Raw genomic sequence first — 16,492 nt, 5'->3', positions numbered from 1 at the left:
TTGCAGACGTCACATCAGCTTCAGGCAATAACAACACCGCCCAGGCTATCCAGCCCCACCCCGACCAACGTCACAGAATCACCGCCAAACGTCAGCACCGTATCGTTCCCGACCACCGTGGCATGAGCCCGGTAATCATCATCCGGCGCCACCCCCTGAACCCCGAGAAACACCAGTTTGTCATTCGCCTGATAACCCAACACCCGGTCATGGCCAAACGCGCCACTGAACAGGAACGTGTCGCTCCCGCCGCCCGATTCCATCAGGTCATTCCCCGCGCCGCCGACAAACACGTCGTTGCCTTGACCACCGATCAAATGGTCGTTGCCGTCCAGGCCAAACAACCAATCACCACTCGCGTGAGCCTTTAGCGTATCGGCGCCCGCTCCGCCCTTCAGCGTCGAGGCGTATTGAGTCAGGTTGTTTCCCACCGCCAAACCGTTGGCCGTAACGCTGTGGCTCACGTCATCCTTGAACAGTCCCCAGAGAAACCCCGGCTCCCTGGTGGTAATGCTGCCAATGTCGCGGGTGATATTGATACCGCCCTGCCCATCGCGGATATACAGGTTGCCGGCGCCGTCATTGGCGAAATCGAAGTTTTTCACCGACTGCTGCAAGTCCAGCACATTGTTGCCCTTGCCACCCAGCACAATGTTGTAGCCACCACCGTCGCGGAAGGTGTCATTGCCATCGCGGCCTTCCAGGTAGTCGTTGCCCTTGCCGCCCTGGATCAGGTCGTTGCCGTCGCTGCCGATGATGAAGGTGCTGCCCTTATGGGTCTCGGCGTTGCGATCGAGGTCCTGGACCCAGGTGTTGCTGCTCGCCGGATCAGACAGGTTGGCGACAATAATGGTCGAGTCCTTGCTGGTCAGTTCATAGAACTTCGACTCGATCAGCCGGGACATGCCATCGCCGTAACCCGTGGGCAGGTGAGAAATCCAGGTCGGGATATTGAGGATGGAAAACGGCAGCACATTCCACGCCGTCGAGGCGTAATGATCGTTGAAGCTGACGATGTTGTTGGTCGCCGAGTCCTGATGGGCGTCGTGCACGCCCACTGAAGACAGATTGAAGGATGAGCCGTCGAGCGCGCGGAATACCGGGTCGTTCTCATAACCGACGTTGAGCACTTTATCGGTGCTGCTTTGGGTCGGTGAGGCGTAGGCAATGTAGTTGGAGTCCTTGTAGAACCCGGCCCAGTTGTCGTTGCTCAGGTCCGCCAGGCTGTTGACCGCCAGACCGCCGAGGCTGTGGCCGCTGACCAGCACATCCTTGCCCGACAAGCCATTGGCACGGGCCAATGCCGCGACATCGCCCAGCAAGTCGCCAAACGCTTCGCCCACGTAGTTCTTCGCGTAATCCTTCGGCCCCAATGCGGCGAGCAGATCGTTGATCACGTCGGCGACCGAGTCACTGATCAGGCTTTCCCGAGGACCACTGGTGCCGCGAAAGGCGATGCCGATTTCGCTGAGATGGCCCAGGGCGTCGTACTTGCCGAGGATTTCGACCTGGGCGCTGGTGAATCCGGCCTTCTCGCCGAAGAAGGTTCCGCGGGCATCGACCTTGCCGTCATAACCCAATTGAGTCGCGGTAATGGGCGTCCAGCCAGCCTTCTGCACCGCGTCGAGCGCGGCTTTTTCCGAATCCGGATTCCATGGCACGCCGGGGATTACGCCTTGGGAGTCGGTGCCGCCAATCAGTGCGGTGACCAGCGTTGCCGGCAAACCGGGGCCAAAGCCGTGGTGTTGGTAACCGGTGGCAAAGCCGTTATCGAGGTTGTGATAGGAGTACAGCGTGATCGCCATGGCGTCGGTGAACAACGCCTTTGAATCTGCCGTGCCGAAGTTTTTGTAGTCGTACACACCCATGGTAAAGCCTCTCTTGTTGTTGGAATGCTGTACCGCTGTGCCCTCGCCACAGGTTTCCCTGACTCAAGACTCTGCATTGCCCTAGATATCCTTGCGGCGTGACGGCGGGCCTTGCCCAAACGCCTCGTCAACTTTGGCCAGGTCTTGCTCGCTCAGGGTTCCGGCGTAGTAATGCAACTTGATCCAGGCCATCAAATAGTCGTACCGCGTTTGGGCCAGGTCGCGGCGTGTGGTGTAGAGCTGTTGTTCGGCATTGAGCGCATCGAGGTTGACCCGTTCACCGCCAAGGATGCTCTGCTTCGTCGAGACCACCAGTGCTTCAGCGGACGCCAGGGCTTTCTGGTAGGCCCGCAACTTGCTCACCCCCGACTGGCACGCGCTGAACTGCCGGCGCAGTTCGATCAGTGTCTGCCGGGTCTGACCATCAAGCTGGAACTGCGCCTGCTCCATGGCGCGGCTGGCCTGGCGTGTCGAGGCGGAAACCCCACCGCCGGCATACAGCGGCACGTTGACCTCGATGCCGATGGTGTTGGTGTCGTAGCGCTGGTTGTAAGTGTTGCCGCTTTCCGATTCGTTCTGCCGCACCGAGGCGTAGGCACTGACTTTCGGCAGGTGCCCGGCGCGATTGCGTTCGACTTCGTAGCGCGCCACTTCCACGGCCTGGCGCTGCGACGCCAGGTTCGGGTTATTCGCCACGGCCATCTCGTGCCAGGTGTCGTATCGGGCGGGTTGCAGGGTGAAGGTCTGAAAGTCGTGATCAAGCGGCGCCAGATCGGCGATGTCGATGGCCGGCGCACCGATCAGCGCACCGAGTTCTCGCAAGGACGCATCCTGCTCGTTGCGCGCCTCGATTTCCTCGGCGGTCGCCAGTTCGTAACGGGATTCAGCCTCGAGAATATCGGTGCGCGTGCCCTCACCCTGGCGGAACATGTGTTCGTTCTGCTGGAACTGTTGTTCGAAGGCTTTCTTTTTCGCCAGTGCAATGTCGATCTGGTCTTGGGCGAACAGCGCCTGGGTATAGTTTTCCAGCACGCGTACCAACAATTCCTGGCTCTTGCCGCGAAAGGCTTCATCGGCGAACAGCGATTGCGCTACGCCTTTTCGGTACGCCGCATAGGCTTCGTAATCGATCAACGGCTGTTGCAGCGTCAAGGTCGAGCCATAACTGCTGTAGTTGCGATCATCGCGCTGATTTTGTCCGCGCTCGTTGAGGTAGGTGACCTTGGAAGTGTTGCGGCCCTTGTTGTAGGTGTAACCCAGGTGTGGCAACAGCCCGGCGCGGCCGATGGCGCGGTTTTCCAGGCCGGCATCGCGTTCCTTGATGGCGCCGAGAAACACCGGATCATTGCGCAACGCTTGTTCGTAGATGTCGAACGGGCCCATGGCCATTGAAGCGTTGCAGGTCAGCAACGCGAGACTCGCGGCGAAGAACGAAAGCTTATTCATACAGCGGAACATCCTTATTCCTCGGTTAACGCGGAACCTGCGCGGTCGAGCAGCGGTTTGAACAGATAGTTGAGGAGTGAACGCTCGCCGGTGCGCACGAACATTTCCGCAGGCATGCCGGGTTTGATCACCATCCCGTTGAGTTTTTCCATGGCCTGATCGCTGACACTGCTGCGCAGCACGTAATACGGCACACCGGTTTTCTCATCGACCATCTGGTCGGCGGAAATCAGGCTGACTTCGCCGGGTACACGCGGTGTGCGGCTCTGGTTGAACGCGGTGAACAGAATGTCCACCGGCAGGTGCGTGCCGACCTTGTCGATCAGGTTGATCGGCAGGTGCCCTTCGACTTCCAGGTGGGTGCCTTGCGGGACGATCTCCAGCAGGGTTTCGCCCTGACGCACTACGGCGCCTTCGGTGTGCACCCCGAGGTTGACCGCAATGCCGTCCGCTGTGGCAATGATCTCGCTGTGTTGCAGGTCGAATCCGGCAGAGGTCAGTTGCTCTTCAAGGGTCACGCTTTTGAGCTGCGCATCGGCCAGTTGAGTGCGGACTTCTTTTTGGTATTCCTCGATATGTTGTTGCAGCTTCAGGCGCGATTCGAGGATTCCCTGCTCTACCCGACCGCTTTCACCGGTGTTTTCTGCCAATTGTTGTTGAACTTGCGATAACTGGCGCTGGTACTCCATCAGCCGGTTGCGCGGGATGTAGCCGTTGTCCGCCAGCGGCTGCAGATTGCCCAGTTGTTGTTGCAGCGAGCTGGCCTGGGCCGACAGGTCCGAACGGGCGCGGCGCATGCCGGCCAGTTGCGCCCCGGCGCCCTCGATGCTGGCGCGCAAGGCGGCCTGTTCGCGGGAAAACGCTTCGCGGCGACTGCTGAACAGCTGCCGTTGGCCTTCCAGCACCAATGCCAGGCGCGGGTCAGGATCGCTGCTCAGCGCTACGGGAAAACTCACATGCTTGAGGTTGTCCCGCTCACTTTGCCAGCGAGCCAGGCTGGCCCAGGCCATGCGGTATTGCGCGCGCAGGGATTGCACGTCGGCGACGACTTGCGTGCGGTCGAGCTGGAACAACGGCTGGCCCTGCTTCACCGCCTCGCCTTCGCGGACCAGAATCTGGCTGACCACGCCGCTGCTCATCGATTGCACGGCTTTGCGTTTACCGGAGACCACGACCGTGCCTTGCACGGGAATGCCTTGGTCGAGCGGCGCGAGGCTGGCCCACGTAAAGAAACTGCCTGCACCGACAATCGCCAGTATCCAGCCCACGCGGGCGAAATAGCGCGCATCGCGTTCAGGGCGCTCGGCGATGTAATCGTGTTCCAGGGTGGCTTCGCTGTTGTTGCTCATACGCCCGAATTCCTTGTCGAGGACGGATACTGCCGGCTCATGCTCAGCCCGGCCGGTGCCTGCGCGGGCTTTTGTTCCTGAGCGCCGGCTAGCGCCTTGAGCACGTCCTGGCTCGGGCCGAACGCCTGCAAACGTCCATCATTGAGGACCAGCAATTTGTCCGCCTGGGCCAGCGCCGAAGAACGGTGAGTCACCAGAATCACGCTGGTGCCCTGGGCTTTCATTTGCGCAATCGCGCCGGCCAATGCGGCTTCGCCGACGGTGTCGAGGTTGGAGTTCGGTTCATCCAGCACCACCAGGCTCGGTTTTCCGTACAGCGCTCGCGCGAGCGCCACGCGCTGTTTTTGACCGCCGGACAACCCGCAGCCATCCTCGCCAAGCGCCGTGTCGTAGCCTTGAGGCAGGCGCAGGATCAAGTCATGGACGCCCGCCTGATGGGCCGCTTCTACGACTTTTTGCGGATCGGCCTCACGGAACCGGGCGATGTTTTGCGCGATGCTGCCGCTGAACAATTCGATGTCCTGCGGCAAGTAACCGATGTAGGGGCCGAGTTCGTCGCGATTCCAGCGATGGATGTCGGCGCCGTCGAGCCGCACGGTGCCACCGAGGGTCGGCCACACGCCGACCAGCACTCGGGCCAGCGTCGACTTGCCGGAACCGGAGGCACCCAGCACGCCCAGCACTTCACCGCTGCCGAGCTGGAAACTGACCAGGTGCAACGTCGCGCCCCGTTGTCCGGGAGGACCGGCACTGACCTGTTCGAAGGTGATCTGCCCTTTCGGCGCCGGCAACGCCATGGCGTCGTCGCTTGGTGGAAAGGCTTGAAGCAGCGCGTCGAGACGCCGATAGGCGAGTTTCGCGCCGCTCCATTGTTTCCATACGGCGATCAACTGGTCGATGGGGCTCAGCACCCGTCCCATCAGGATCGAGCCGGCGATCATCATCCCGGCCGTCATGTCGCCCTTGATCACCAGCAATGCGCCAAGTCCCAGCACGAGGGATTGCAGGCACAGGCGCAAGGTTTTGCTCAGGGAGCTGATGACCGCGCCGGTATCACTGGCCTGATTCTGCAGGCCGAGGAACCGCGAGTGCACCTGGAACCAGCGATGGCGCAAGGCGCCGAGCATGCCCATCGCTTGAATGGTTTCCGCGTTGTGCAAGTGACTGGTGGCCATCTGGCTGGACTTCTGGGAAAAAACCGCCGCCTCACCGAGCGGCTTTTTGGTCATCGCCTCGTTGAGACACGCCAGCCCGATCAGCAACACCGCGCCCGCCGTGGCAAACACGCCGAGCCAGACGTTGAACAGGTAAATCACGAACAGGTACACCGGAAACCAAGGCGCATCGAAGAAGGCAAACAGCGCCGGGCCGGTAACGAACTGACGAATATGCGTCAGATCCCCCAGCGACTGCCCGGCGTTGCCCTCGCCCCGGAACAGGTTGCGCTCGAAAGCCGCCTGATACACCCGCAGGTTGAAGCGTCGCTCCAGTTGGCTGCCGATACGAATCACGATGAAACTGCGGATAATCTCCAGCAAACCGATAAACACAAAGAACCCGACGACCATGAGCGACAACATGGCCAGCGTGGTTTCATTGTGTGAAGACAATACCCGGTCATAAACCTGAAGCATGTAGATAGAGGGCACTAACATCAGAATGTTGATCAGCGCCGTAAAACAGCCGACGCTGATCAGAATGCTCTTGTAGTCGCCCAGCGCCATAATTAACGGTGCGGTGACCGGATTCTTAGCCATCTTCATGCGCTCTTCCTGAGGTGTTATCCCTCGCCTGCCTGGCGAGGTTGTTACTTACACTTTAATAACAACTTGGAGGGTTTCGATTAATGCAGCGGGTGCTCAAGTTCAATGACCAGTCCGGTCTTCGAAGTGCCTCGATACAGTCCGTCACGCTGACGACTGAAAAACACAAGCTTCGACCCTTCCTTACCGGTGAGCGCGATGCCGTCGGGCTCGGGAAACCAACCGATCGGCTGCTCTCCCAGCCATCCAGCGAGGCACTCGGTGCCGTCGCCCAAGGTCTGGTTAGCTTTGAATTCCAGGGGGCAAACGTTCGATGGGTTGCCCTGCTGCGTCACCCGCCATTTACCCGCCAGTTCCGACGGGTCTGCCAACTTCAGGCTGCTTGCCATGGCTACATCTCCAAAAAACATCATGAGCGTCGCGAAAAGCCACGCGGTTGCTTTGCAGGTCAAAGCGTCTGGGATCATAAGGCGTTTTACTCAGGGTTGCGGCTCAAGGGACAAAGAGCGGCGCTTTCGGCGCCGCCCTCCTTTTGCCTTGAATCAGGCCACGATGTCCGAGAATGCTGCCTGGCCAACGGTACTGACCAGGAAGTCAGCCACGCCATGCCCGGAGAAGTCCACCGACACCAGGCTGTTGCCACCGGAGGTGGTCAGCACTGCATCGCCCGCCGCCCCCGTGAAGGCGCTCACAAAATGCAGGCCTGCGCCGTTGGTGATACCGCTCAGGTCGATCTTGTCGAGACCGCTGACAAAATCGAGGATCTGATCGACCGCACCCGGCTTGGAGTCGCTGCTGGCCGCGAACACGAAGGTGTCCGAACCGGCGCCGCCCCACAACGTGTCTGCACCGCCCGCGCCGTAAAGGATGTCGTTGCCGGCACCGCCCTTCAGCTCGTTGGATACACCGTTACCGATCAGCAAATCATTGCCCGAACCGCCGATGGCGTTTTCGACGGTAACGCCCTTGGCAATGGACACATTGCCCACCAGGCCGCCAACGTCGGAGAACGAGGCTTCATTGAGGTTGATCTTCTGGTTTTGGGTAAACCCGGAAAAATCCAGGGTGTCCTTGCCGCCCGCATCCCACACCGAAAACACGACCTTGTCCGACGACGAAGACGCGCTCAGGAAATCGCGACCGGCGTTGGAGTTGAAACCGTAGGTGGTATCGCCGGTCCGGGTGGTCGTATTGGCGCCGTAGAGCTTCTGGATGGCTGCGATATCGTCCATCAGCGGGCCCGACGAATAGGCTTCGACACCGCCCTTGCTGAAGTTCTGGCTGGTGTTGCTTTCACTCCAGTAGCTCATGACGCTGTAGCCGCGGGTGTCTTGCCCGTAGGACGCGTCGTTGTAGGTCGGTGCGCCTTCACCGGCGTTGTAGTCGCCGGGATGGGCCAGGCCCAGGGTATGACCGATTTCGTGGGTCAGGGTTTGCCGGCCGTAGTTGTTCAGCTCCGGGGTCTTGTTGGGCGTGTAGCTGCTGTTGGTCAGGTACCAGGAGGTCCCGTCGTAACCTGCGCCCGTACCGGGCAAGTAGGCGAATGCCGCCGCGCCGTCCTGACCGCCGCTGTAGTTGCCAAAGGTCATGTGACCGTCGCCGCCGGTGGCCTTGTCCGTGAACGTCACCTTGGCCACGTCGGCCCAGGATTGCATGGCGAGCACGGCCTGGGCTTTCTGTTGAGCGCTGAATTGGCTGAACCCGGTAATCCCGTGTTTGTTCATGGTGCTCGACGAGGCCGAGGTCAGGAACGTGTAGGTCAGTTCGATTTTGCCGCTGCCGTCCTTGTCCTGGTAGGCCGCACCGTCGCGCAGTAACTGGGTGGCAGCCTGGTCGACGGAGAACGACGGTTTGCCGTTGACCGTAAGGTTGCCGCCACGGTCGTACTGATGGCTGAAACCATTGATCTGATTGAACGCGGAACTAGAGGCAGCCAATACTTGCAAGGGCTGAAAGGCCAGCCCGGCACTCTCGATAGCGTTACTTTTTACTTTCGACATAAACACACTTCCTTGTATTGCCATGGAACAGTTTTAGTCAGATAGCGACAATCTCTGGCGAGATCGTCCTATCACTCGCCCAATGAAGGCGAAAGAAAACTGACACAATTGGAAATCAAACGTCCACTCCTTTTTTGACGTCAAGTTTGAGTGATCGGGAAAGTGCCCGGAAACAATAGGCATGCTGATCAAACATTGAATGTAAAATAATGAGCCGGCGTTATTGTCGGACAATCGATAATTTAATTATTAAATAAGGGTAAGTTGTTCAGGGCGCAATCGTCCGACTATTCATCTTGTGTTTCGTACACTTCGATCAGTGAAAAATTAGACTTTTCGAGGAATGTGACCACACTGAAATACCGAGTTATCGTTCTTCACGGGGCTCACGAAATGATCCGGGTGAAGCCTGCATGAAAATGCTCACGCCCTTTTTGGCCGCCCTCCTCGCCGCCAGCGCGTGCGCGGCGACGAACCTTTGTGCCATGGCCGGGACTTCTACGGTCCTGGCGACCAGCTTCGATTGCGCCAGGGCCACCGCCGCCGTGGAGAAGCTTATCTGTCGCGACCCCCAACTGAAGCAGATGGATATTGAACTGACGCGCCTTTATCGCCTGGCGCTCACGGACGTTCATTCGGTGCCGAGTCCTGAAAAAGTCGAGATCGAACAGCGGTTCTGGGCTGACGCCCGCAATCAGTGTGGCGCCGGGGCAGAGCCCAAGGCCTGCACGATCCGACGTTATGCCGAACGTGCGCATCAGCTTCGCCAGGGCTCGGCGATTGCGCGAACCAGGGATCCGAGCAGACTCACCGATGGCCCCATAGCCTTGCGTTGCGCAGGGCTCAGCGCGTTGATTGGCGCCACTTTCTTCAATGTCGAGCCGCGTGTCGTTTACCTGAAATGGGCAAATACCTCGGTCACGCTTATCCAGGTGCCGGATGATGCCGCGACCCGATACAACGCCAAGGACAATCGGGGGAACTACAGCTTCTGGCAAGACGGCAACGATGCTTTTTTCCAGATGCCGGGCTCGGGACGAATGAGTTGCACGGTCGAGCCCACTGGCTGATCGTGCAACGGGACGTCCTGTCCCGATGGTCTCGATCCAGCCTGTCAGCTTCCGGTGCGAATCTTGTTCCATACCCGCGTGCGGATCCGGTCAATATTCAGCGGCATCGCTTCCAGTGCAAACAATTTCCCCATCATTTCCGGGCTCGGGTAGACCTTGGTGTCGTTCTTGATCGCCGGGTCGATCAGACTGTCAGCCTGTTCGTTGCCATTGGCGTAATGCACGTAGTTGCTGATGCTGGCCATGACGTCCGGGCGCAGCAGGTAGTTCATGAAGGCGTAACCGGCTTTTTCGTCCGGGGCATCGACGGGCATGGCGACCATGTCGAACCAGATGGCGGCGCCTTCCTTGGGAATCGCATAGCCGATGTCCACACCGTTCCTGGCTTCCTTCGCACGGTTTTCGGCTTGCAGGATGTCACCGGAGAAACCGACGGCCACGCAGATGTCACCGTTGGCGAGGTCGCTGGTGTACTTGGACGAGTGGAAATAGCTGACGTAAGGCCGGACTTTCATCAGCAGCGCTTCAGCCTTTTTGTAGTCTTCCGGGTTCTTGCTGTGATGCGGCAGGCCCAGGTAGTTGAGGGCTGCCGGGAGCAATTCCGGACCATTGTCGAGGATCGCCACGCCGCACTTCTGCAGCTTCGCCATGTTTTCGGGCTTGAAGATCAGGTCCCAGGAATCCACGGGGGCGTTATCGCCCAACACCGCTTTGACCTTGGCGATGTTGTAGCCGATGCCGGTGCTGCCCCATAGATATGGAAAGCCGTGCTCGTTGCCCGGGTCGTTGGTCTGCAAGGCCGTGAGCAAGACCGGATTCAGGTTCTTCCAGTTCGGCAACTGGCTCTTGTCGAGCTTCTTCAGCGCCCCGCCCTGAATCTGCCGGGCCATGAAGTGGTTGGAGGGGAACACCACGTCGTAGCCGGATTTACCGGTCATCAACTTGCCGTCGAGGGTTTCGTTGCTGTCATAAACGTCGTAGCTGAAGCCGATGCCGGTCGCTGTCTGGAAGTTTTTCGTGGTGTCCGGTGCGATGTAGTCCGACCAGTTGTAGATCTTGACGGTCTCGGCTGCGTGGCTGAGGGACACGACGAGCGCCAGTGGGGCCAGTGCCAGGGTCTTTCGGATCATGAGTGGATTCCTGTGTAGGTTTTTTTTGTTGGCAGGCAATCAGAGGATCAAAAAATCAAAACGTAGGTCTTGCGCACGGTTTCCTGGATGTCCCAGATACCGAGGCTGTTGGCTGGCAACATCAGTGCATCGCCGGCTTCTATGGAGAGGGTTTCACCGTCGTCCGGGGTGAAAGTGCAGCGTCCCTGGATGAAATGACAGAATTCCTGGGCCACGATCTGCCGACGCCAGCGACCGGGGGTGCATTCCCAGACGCCGGTTTCGACGCCATCGTCGCGTTCGACACTGGTGGTGGACGCCACCGCCACGGGGGTGCCCAGCGGCACGGCGACCGGGTTTGATTCCTCCAGCTTCAGGGTGGCGGTGTTCTTGAATTGCGTGATGCTCATGGGAATACCTTTCGATGTAGAGAGCGCTTTACTGCATGAAACCTTCCATGAACCCGGCAACCCCACTGGCCAGTTTGCGCCGCCAGGGCGCGGTAGCCGGGTTGGCCAGGGTCTGGTCTTCATGGACGAAGCTGCGGATGATCGCGTTGTAGCCGAGCCAGCGGCATGGCTCCGGCTCCCAGGCTTTGAGCACGTCGAGACCGCCTTGAGGGATGACCCACGGCTGATGAACCAGGTCGGTATCGCGCTGCAGGATCAGATCGGCCAGGGTTCGCCCGCCCAGGTTGCTGGCGCCGACGCCCTCCCCGCCATAACCGCCAGAAATCGCAATGCCGCTCGCTTGATCGCACAACATGTGCGGCTTGAACCGCCGGGACATGCCCAGGTTGCCGCCCCAGCCGTGAGTGATGCGTACGTGCTTGAGTTGCGGGAATAGCTCGCCGAACAGGTAACGGCGCAGTTCTACTTCGCTGGTAGTCAGGTCGAAGTCATGACGCAGTTTGCCGGCAAACTGATAGCCGCCCCTCGCACCGAACACCAGACGGTTATCCGCCGTACGCTGGCCGTAAGTGACCTGGCGGCTGCTTTCGCCAAACGCCTGGCCGCGACTCAGGCCGATTTCGTCCCAGGTGGCAGCGGACAGCGGCTCAGTTGCCACAATCAAGCTTTGCACCGGCAACTGGTAACGGCCCAACGGTGGCAAGGTAGCCGCGTAACCTTCTACCGCCGGAACGATCCAGCGACTGCGCACGGTCGCTTTTGCCGTGCGCAGGCTGCCCGATTGCCAATGGGTGACCGGGCTGTTTTCGTAAATCCTGACGCCCATGCGCTCCACCGTCCGAGCCAGTCCTCGTACCAGTTTTGCCGGGTGAAGGGTCGCGACGTGCGGTGCATAGATACCGCCATATGGCTTGGCAATTCTGATTTGCTGCGCCAACTGCTCCGGGCTGAGCCAGCGGTAATCACTTTCGCTCAGGCCTTGTTGGTAGAGCTTGTCGAGATAGTGCCGCAGGCTGGCTTCCTGTTCCGGATAGCGCGCGGCGCAATACAGCGCCCCGCCTTTGCGAAAATCGCAGTCGATGCCTTCACGTTCGAGGACAATCTCCACTTCATCCGGAATGCTGTGCAGCAGATCATAAGAGGCGCGGCGCTGTTCGGCCGATAGATCGGCCAGCAAGCGGTCTTCGCCAAGGATATTGCCCATCAGCCAGCCGCCGTTGCGGCCCGAGGCACCAAAACCGGCGGTCTGCGCTTCAATGATGGCGATGTCCAGGCCTGGCGCCAGACGTTTGAGGTAGTAGGCGGTCCAGAGGCCGGTGTACCCCGCGCCAATGATGGCGACGTCGACGTCCAGATCCTGTTCCAGCGCCGGACGCGCCAACAATGGCTCGTCGAGCTGGTCCATCCACAAACTGATAGTGCGCCACGCCGGCATGCAAGACTCCGCCACTCAAGTTTCGATGGCGTTGATCCTAGTGCGTGGGCTCAGAGGCTGTCTTGCGCGCGTGCACGCAAAGAAATTTGTTTAGCGTAGGCCTTCGGCGACAGGCCGGTGTGCTGACGGAAACAGCTATAGAACGCCGACAGCGAATTGAAGCCGGCGGCAAACGCCAGTTCATCGATCCGCAGCGGCGGCGTGGCGGTGTCCAGTGTGGCGAGCAGATGCTGTAACCGGGCCTGGTTAACGTAGCGATAGAAACTCTGGCCCAGCACCTGATTCAGCAGATAGGAAATCTGATTGCGACTGTAGCCGCACTCCTTCGCCACCCGTTGCAGGTCGAGCTCGGGGTCCAGATAGGGCTGCTGACGCTGGAAATACTGTTGCAGGTCTTGCGCCATGAAACTCAGCTGACGCGGCGACAACCCGAGCCGACTGGCGGCCGGACGCTGATTGTTGGCGGTTTTGCTGAGGGGGCGCTCATGCATCAGCGAGGCGTACTCGTTGACCCGCCAGATCAGCCCGTCGCGCACGGTAATCGCCTCACTGGCACGAAAGGACACCAACCCTTCGCCACCGCGCAGGGTAATGCGGTACTGAATGAATGCCGTGTTGCCGTCCAGTCGAATGCGGTCCGAGTGCTCCAGCGCTTCATCGGGATCGCGTGGCATGCTGCTGCGTACATACTCGCGCAACTCGTCCAGACCCATCACACGGTTCTGGAAAAAGTCGTTGTACTGAACATCCGGGTGATAAAGCGCCATGACCCCGTCCAGGTCCCGGTGTTTCCAGCGCAAGTGATAGCGCATGACCGTCTCGCTCGTGGCCTGGGTTTGCAGCGGACCATCATCATCGGCGGGCATAAAGGTCTCGATGAGAAAAAAGCGAGCTTGCCGAAATTCAGCCCCGGCTTCAACGTCGATTCGATAATGGCTTTTTGCCTATCATTGTGGCGCTGTGATCTGAATCAAAAAAAACTGAACCAATCGCTAAACGGCCTGAAAAATCCACATTATTTTCACATCCGGATGCTACTTTTAAATGCAGTCACCGGTTGAGCCAATGAAGGCTCTTCCCTCCTACCATGAGCTAACGGAAGCGCTCGATGAAGAAGGCGGGCAACATATGAATAAAGGGTTCAGTAAAGTCACCTTTCCAAACGCCTGCCAGCTGATGCGCTGGCATTTTCATCCCATGGGTTTTGAGGCGAGCATGGATGCACCGGGCAGCATGATCGCCCGTCTGTTTGACCGCGCCAGTGGCGAGACCATGATCGCCATCGCTGGTATACCCTGCGCAACAGTCATGAATGCCGCGGATGTGGAACGCATAATCGAAGCGGTGGAGGATGAACTTGAGTCTTTCATTCCACCGGCGGCCCTCAGGAGTTATGCCTGAAGGCTGAGTCAGCCGTAAAAAAGCCCACGTCAGGTGGGCTTTTTATTGTCCGCTGATTAAACAGCCTTGCCCGCGCGGTGATCGGCAAAGAATGGTTTGCCCTTGCCGATCTTATCGGAAGCCTTCGGCATGTTCGCCGCCTGAGTGTCCTGACCATCGACGTACCAGTAGCAATGGCTCACCGCACGCGTGATGCCGACATAGGCCAGTCGCAGAATCTCGTCTTTTTGTGCGTTATCGTAAGCTTCTCTGTCGCCAGCCTTGCCCAGACCTGCCATACGGTAGACCTGATTCTTGTAAGGCGAACTGGTCAGGTGCTGACAATCTCCCAGCAGAAACACCGCATCGGCCTGAAGGCCCTTGGCGCTGTGATAGGTCAATTGCTTCAATCGACGCGACTCGTACGGCAAGCTAGAATCTACATTAACTACAGACTGAATATGCTCTTCTATCAATGACTTATCGCTACTTTTTCGATAAAGCATCAAGATTGAGTCACCCTTTCTGTAGTGCTCCATCAGCCGCATGGCCATGCCCTTATCGTCGCGATCCAGCACATTCACTGGAAGCAACGACCTGGCCTCGCCACTGGCCTTGGCCTTTTTCCCGGCAATGGCGGGCGCGGCGCGCACGATATGTTCGGCGGCATCGATGATGTGCTGATGGCTACGATAATTGTCACTGAGCATGACCTTGGTGGTGCTCGGCGACGGGAATTCCTTGTTGAACTCCATAAAGTACGTGGGTGAACTGCCGCGCCATCCATAAATGGACTGCCAGTCATCACCCACGCAGAGCAGCGACGAATGCTGGGCGCCGCGACCGACGTGCATGGCTGGGCCACGACTGCGAATTTCCGCCAGACTGGCACGAATCCAGGAAACGATCTGCGGCGATACATCCTGAAATTCGTCGATCATCAGGTGCGACAGCGGTCGCAGCAATTCGTCGCTCAGCAGCTTCTGATTTTCCGGGGAGTGCTCGCTGAACAAGGCAAACATGCGGTTGTAGGTCATCACCGGTGGTTTTTGATCCAGCAGATGATCTTCCAGCGCACGCCAGTAAAGACTCAAGGCTTCGAAGAAAAAACGGTCCGGGTCGTCCTTGGCGAAACTCATCTGGCCAACCGCGCCCGGAACATCCAGGCCCAGGTTCTCGATAAATCCAGCCGCTGCGACAAAACAGTCGAGCAACGGCGCGGAACCGAGTTCGCCCTTGACCTTGTAATCGAACCCCGGCCCGGCGCTGGCATCCCCTGCGAGCGAAGCCAAAACACGTTTTGAAGATTCGTAACTATCCAGCCATATCAAAGGCTTACGACAGAAAGCTTGAAACAGTGTTCGCTTTACAGCCCACTCGGCACGAACGCTGAGCTTGGCATTCGGGCGGCTGACCTGCGGGTTTTCCCGCGGATCGAACCCCAGCACCACCCAGGCGTCCAGGCTTGGAATGTAGCCATGGCAGTGAAACGTCGAGCCGTTGATATCGAACGACTGACGATTGGGCTCGATGCCCTTGATCGGCCAGGCACCGGCGCGGAACCACAAGTCCTCGATGAAATCGCACAACTCTTCATCTCGCTTCGCGGCCAGTTCGGTCACGGCCATGCGCTTTTGCACGTCCGGGTGATCGCGCTCCAATTCCTTGAGCTGCAAGGCATGGCGGGATAACGGCGTGATCAGATTGCGAAAACGTTCATCGCGGGTGTGCAGGTTGTGATAACAGGCGTTGAGCTGCTGACGCTGGGCGTCATTGATGCGAAGGTCGAACGGATTGCTGTCGGCCTCCTCATCGCTATTTTTCGAGCGGTGGCTGAGGTTTTCGAAGGCTTGTAGCCGTTCGAAGCCCGGCAGACTGCGCACCATCGGCAGGATTCGCGAATGGAAGGTCCGCACCAGATCCCGTGCTTGTTTGAAGCTCAGTTCCCGGCCCCAGAGCGCAAACAGCTCGATCAGCTTATTGATGAAGTCCTTGCGCGACTCACGCGTAAACGTCACCACGGTCATCGAGTCGAGTTCGAAACCCAGGTAGTGAGTCAGCAGCAAGATACGCAGCACCAGCGTGGTGGACTTGCCCGCCCCCGCGCCGGCGATCACCGATGTTGATGGCGTGTCGCTGAAAATCATCTTCCACTGTGCAGCGCTGGGCTGGGCATGGGCTGGCAGAAACCGGGCGACGTCAGCCTTCATGCGCTTTTTCAAGTCAGCACTCAGCGGTAGGCGCCAATCATCGAACAGGTTGTCGTCGACGCTGGGTGGGCGGTGTTCGGTCGAACGCGAATCGCGGATCAGCAACACCTGCCGACCTTCCTCCAACCCTTCGAGCTTGCCTTCCTTATAGCCATAATCCACCCCCGCGATGTGGCCACTGCGGAAGCCATCCGCCTGGCCATGCAACCATGACGCGCGGTGTTGCGCGCGCAGCCGGGTCAGGCCATGGCCGAAGAACCGGGCCGCAAGACGCTTGAGCAGCGGCATCTCGGCCAAGGGACGAAGTTCAGGAGGAAGATCGGGGGTGTGTTGCGGCACGCGGGCTGACTCCAGGGTGTGAGGCTGTTGATGACTATGGTGTCTGCATTTGCCGTTGAGTTCTAGTGAAATGCTTACAGGTCATTGGCTTATGCGATGAAGTGAAGGCTGGG

13 protein-coding genes are annotated in these 16,492 nt (G+C 59.0%); 2 read left to right on the top strand and 11 right to left on the bottom strand.

Going from position 1 to position 16,492, the window contains the following annotated elements; genetic code table 11:
• Nucleotides 1–20: 20 nt before the first annotated feature.
• From ACM1ZW_RS24530 to ACM1ZW_RS24505, 6 genes are all read right to left on the bottom strand, one after another.
• Entirely contained in the window at nucleotides 21–1,868 is a 1,848-nt protein-coding gene (locus ACM1ZW_RS24530; protein WP_416739541.1) for a polyurethanase, read from the bottom strand.
• Nucleotides 1,869–1,949: 81 nt separating this feature from the next.
• Nucleotides 1,950–3,326, bottom strand: a complete 1,377-nt coding sequence (locus tag ACM1ZW_RS24525; protein ID WP_414880489.1) for a TolC family outer membrane protein — start codon at nucleotides 3,324–3,326, stop codon at nucleotides 1,950–1,952.
• A gap of 2 nt (nucleotides 3,327–3,328) precedes the next feature.
• The gene (locus ACM1ZW_RS24520; RefSeq protein ID WP_414880490.1) at nucleotides 3,329–4,663 is read right to left on the bottom strand and encodes an HlyD family type I secretion periplasmic adaptor subunit; all 1,335 of its coding nucleotides are present in this window, start codon (nucleotides 4,661–4,663) and stop codon (nucleotides 3,329–3,331) included.
• Entirely contained in the window at nucleotides 4,660–6,426 is a 1,767-nt protein-coding gene (locus tag ACM1ZW_RS24515) for a type I secretion system permease/ATPase (RefSeq protein WP_414880491.1), read from the bottom strand. Before ACM1ZW_RS24515 ends, ACM1ZW_RS24520 begins: the two co-directional genes overlap by 4 nt.
• Before the next feature lie 80 nt (nucleotides 6,427–6,506).
• Nucleotides 6,507–6,893 (bottom strand): AprI/Inh family metalloprotease inhibitor, encoded by a 387-nt coding sequence (locus tag ACM1ZW_RS24510; RefSeq protein WP_017338767.1) that lies wholly within the window; start codon nucleotides 6,891–6,893, stop codon nucleotides 6,507–6,509.
• A 75-nt stretch (nucleotides 6,894–6,968) separates the two neighbouring features.
• Nucleotides 6,969–8,426: a serralysin family metalloprotease gene (locus tag ACM1ZW_RS24505; protein ID WP_416739539.1), complete on the bottom strand. Its 1,458-nt coding sequence runs from the start codon at nucleotides 8,424–8,426 to the stop codon at nucleotides 6,969–6,971.
• A gap of 413 nt (nucleotides 8,427–8,839) precedes the next feature.
• Here ACM1ZW_RS24505 and ACM1ZW_RS24500 point away from each other — a divergent pair, with 413 nt between their 5' ends.
• Entirely contained in the window at nucleotides 8,840–9,496 is a 657-nt protein-coding gene (locus ACM1ZW_RS24500; protein WP_017338765.1) for an MliC family protein, read from the top strand.
• 44 nt (nucleotides 9,497–9,540) lie between these two features.
• Here the strand turns inward: ACM1ZW_RS24500 and ACM1ZW_RS24495 are convergent, their stop codons facing one another.
• Genes ACM1ZW_RS24495 through ACM1ZW_RS24480 form a run of 4 tightly spaced genes read right to left on the bottom strand, consistent with a single transcriptional unit; the run spans nucleotide 9,541 to nucleotide 13,316 of the window.
• On the bottom strand, nucleotides 9,541–10,626 hold the full coding sequence (locus ACM1ZW_RS24495) for a polyamine ABC transporter substrate-binding protein (protein WP_414880492.1): 1,086 nt from the start codon (nucleotides 10,624–10,626) through the stop codon (nucleotides 9,541–9,543).
• Between the two features lie 47 nt (nucleotides 10,627–10,673).
• Nucleotides 10,674–11,015: a cupin domain-containing protein gene (locus ACM1ZW_RS24490; RefSeq protein ID WP_017338763.1), complete on the bottom strand. Its 342-nt coding sequence runs from the start codon at nucleotides 11,013–11,015 to the stop codon at nucleotides 10,674–10,676.
• Nucleotides 11,016–11,043: 28 nt separating this feature from the next.
• The gene (locus tag ACM1ZW_RS24485) at nucleotides 11,044–12,450 is read right to left on the bottom strand and encodes an NAD(P)/FAD-dependent oxidoreductase (RefSeq protein ID WP_414880493.1); all 1,407 of its coding nucleotides are present in this window, start codon (nucleotides 12,448–12,450) and stop codon (nucleotides 11,044–11,046) included.
• Between the two features lie 50 nt (nucleotides 12,451–12,500).
• The gene (locus ACM1ZW_RS24480) at nucleotides 12,501–13,316 is read right to left on the bottom strand and encodes a helix-turn-helix domain-containing protein (RefSeq protein ID WP_416739538.1); all 816 of its coding nucleotides are present in this window, start codon (nucleotides 13,314–13,316) and stop codon (nucleotides 12,501–12,503) included.
• A gap of 262 nt (nucleotides 13,317–13,578) precedes the next feature.
• Between ACM1ZW_RS24480 and ACM1ZW_RS24475 the strand changes: the two genes are divergently transcribed.
• Entirely contained in the window at nucleotides 13,579–13,851 is a 273-nt protein-coding gene (locus ACM1ZW_RS24475; protein WP_031318908.1) for a DUF1652 domain-containing protein, read from the top strand.
• A gap of 56 nt (nucleotides 13,852–13,907) precedes the next feature.
• Here the strand turns inward: ACM1ZW_RS24475 and ACM1ZW_RS24470 are convergent, their stop codons facing one another.
• Nucleotides 13,908–16,379, bottom strand: coding sequence for a UvrD-helicase domain-containing protein (locus ACM1ZW_RS24470; RefSeq protein ID WP_416739537.1), 2,472 nt, complete (start codon nucleotides 16,377–16,379; stop codon nucleotides 13,908–13,910).
• Between the last annotated feature and the right edge of the window lie 113 nt (nucleotides 16,380–16,492).

Source organism: Pseudomonas sp. NFX71 (genome assembly GCF_048079215.1).
Classification (GTDB): Bacteria; Pseudomonadota; Gammaproteobacteria; order Pseudomonadales; family Pseudomonadaceae; genus Aquipseudomonas; species Aquipseudomonas fluorescens_B.
Note: the sequence above shows the minus strand (reverse complement) of the source record. Positions and strands in the feature narration are given on the sequence as shown.

Excerpts from the sequence above, each read along its gene's own strand:
- ACM1ZW_RS24515 (WP_414880491.1), bottom strand. The coding sequence starts at position 6,426 with ATGAAGATGGCTAAGAATCCGGTCACCGCACCGTTAATTATGGCGCTG.
- ACM1ZW_RS24510 (WP_017338767.1), bottom strand. The coding sequence starts at position 6,893 with ATGATCCCAGACGCTTTGACCTGCAAAGCAACCGCGTGGCTTTTCGCG.
- ACM1ZW_RS24485 (WP_414880493.1), bottom strand. The coding sequence starts at position 12,450 with ATGCCGGCGTGGCGCACTATCAGTTTGTGGATGGACCAGCTCGACGAG.
- ACM1ZW_RS24520 (WP_414880490.1), bottom strand. The coding sequence starts at position 4,663 with ATGAGCAACAACAGCGAAGCCACCCTGGAACACGATTACATCGCCGAG.
- ACM1ZW_RS24495 (WP_414880492.1), bottom strand. The coding sequence starts at position 10,626 with ATGATCCGAAAGACCCTGGCACTGGCCCCACTGGCGCTCGTCGTGTCC.
- ACM1ZW_RS24505 (WP_416739539.1), bottom strand. The coding sequence starts at position 8,426 with ATGTCGAAAGTAAAAAGTAACGCTATCGAGAGTGCCGGGCTGGCCTTT.
- ACM1ZW_RS24475 (WP_031318908.1), top strand. The coding sequence starts at position 13,579 with ATGAATAAAGGGTTCAGTAAAGTCACCTTTCCAAACGCCTGCCAGCTG.
- ACM1ZW_RS24525 (WP_414880489.1), bottom strand. The coding sequence starts at position 3,326 with ATGTTCCGCTGTATGAATAAGCTTTCGTTCTTCGCCGCGAGTCTCGCG.
- ACM1ZW_RS24500 (WP_017338765.1), top strand. The coding sequence starts at position 8,840 with ATGAAAATGCTCACGCCCTTTTTGGCCGCCCTCCTCGCCGCCAGCGCG.
- ACM1ZW_RS24480 (WP_416739538.1), bottom strand. The coding sequence starts at position 13,316 with ATGCCCGCCGATGATGATGGTCCGCTGCAAACCCAGGCCACGAGCGAG.
- ACM1ZW_RS24530 (WP_416739541.1), bottom strand. The coding sequence starts at position 1,868 with ATGGGTGTGTACGACTACAAAAACTTCGGCACGGCAGATTCAAAGGCG.
- ACM1ZW_RS24490 (WP_017338763.1), bottom strand. The coding sequence starts at position 11,015 with ATGAGCATCACGCAATTCAAGAACACCGCCACCCTGAAGCTGGAGGAA.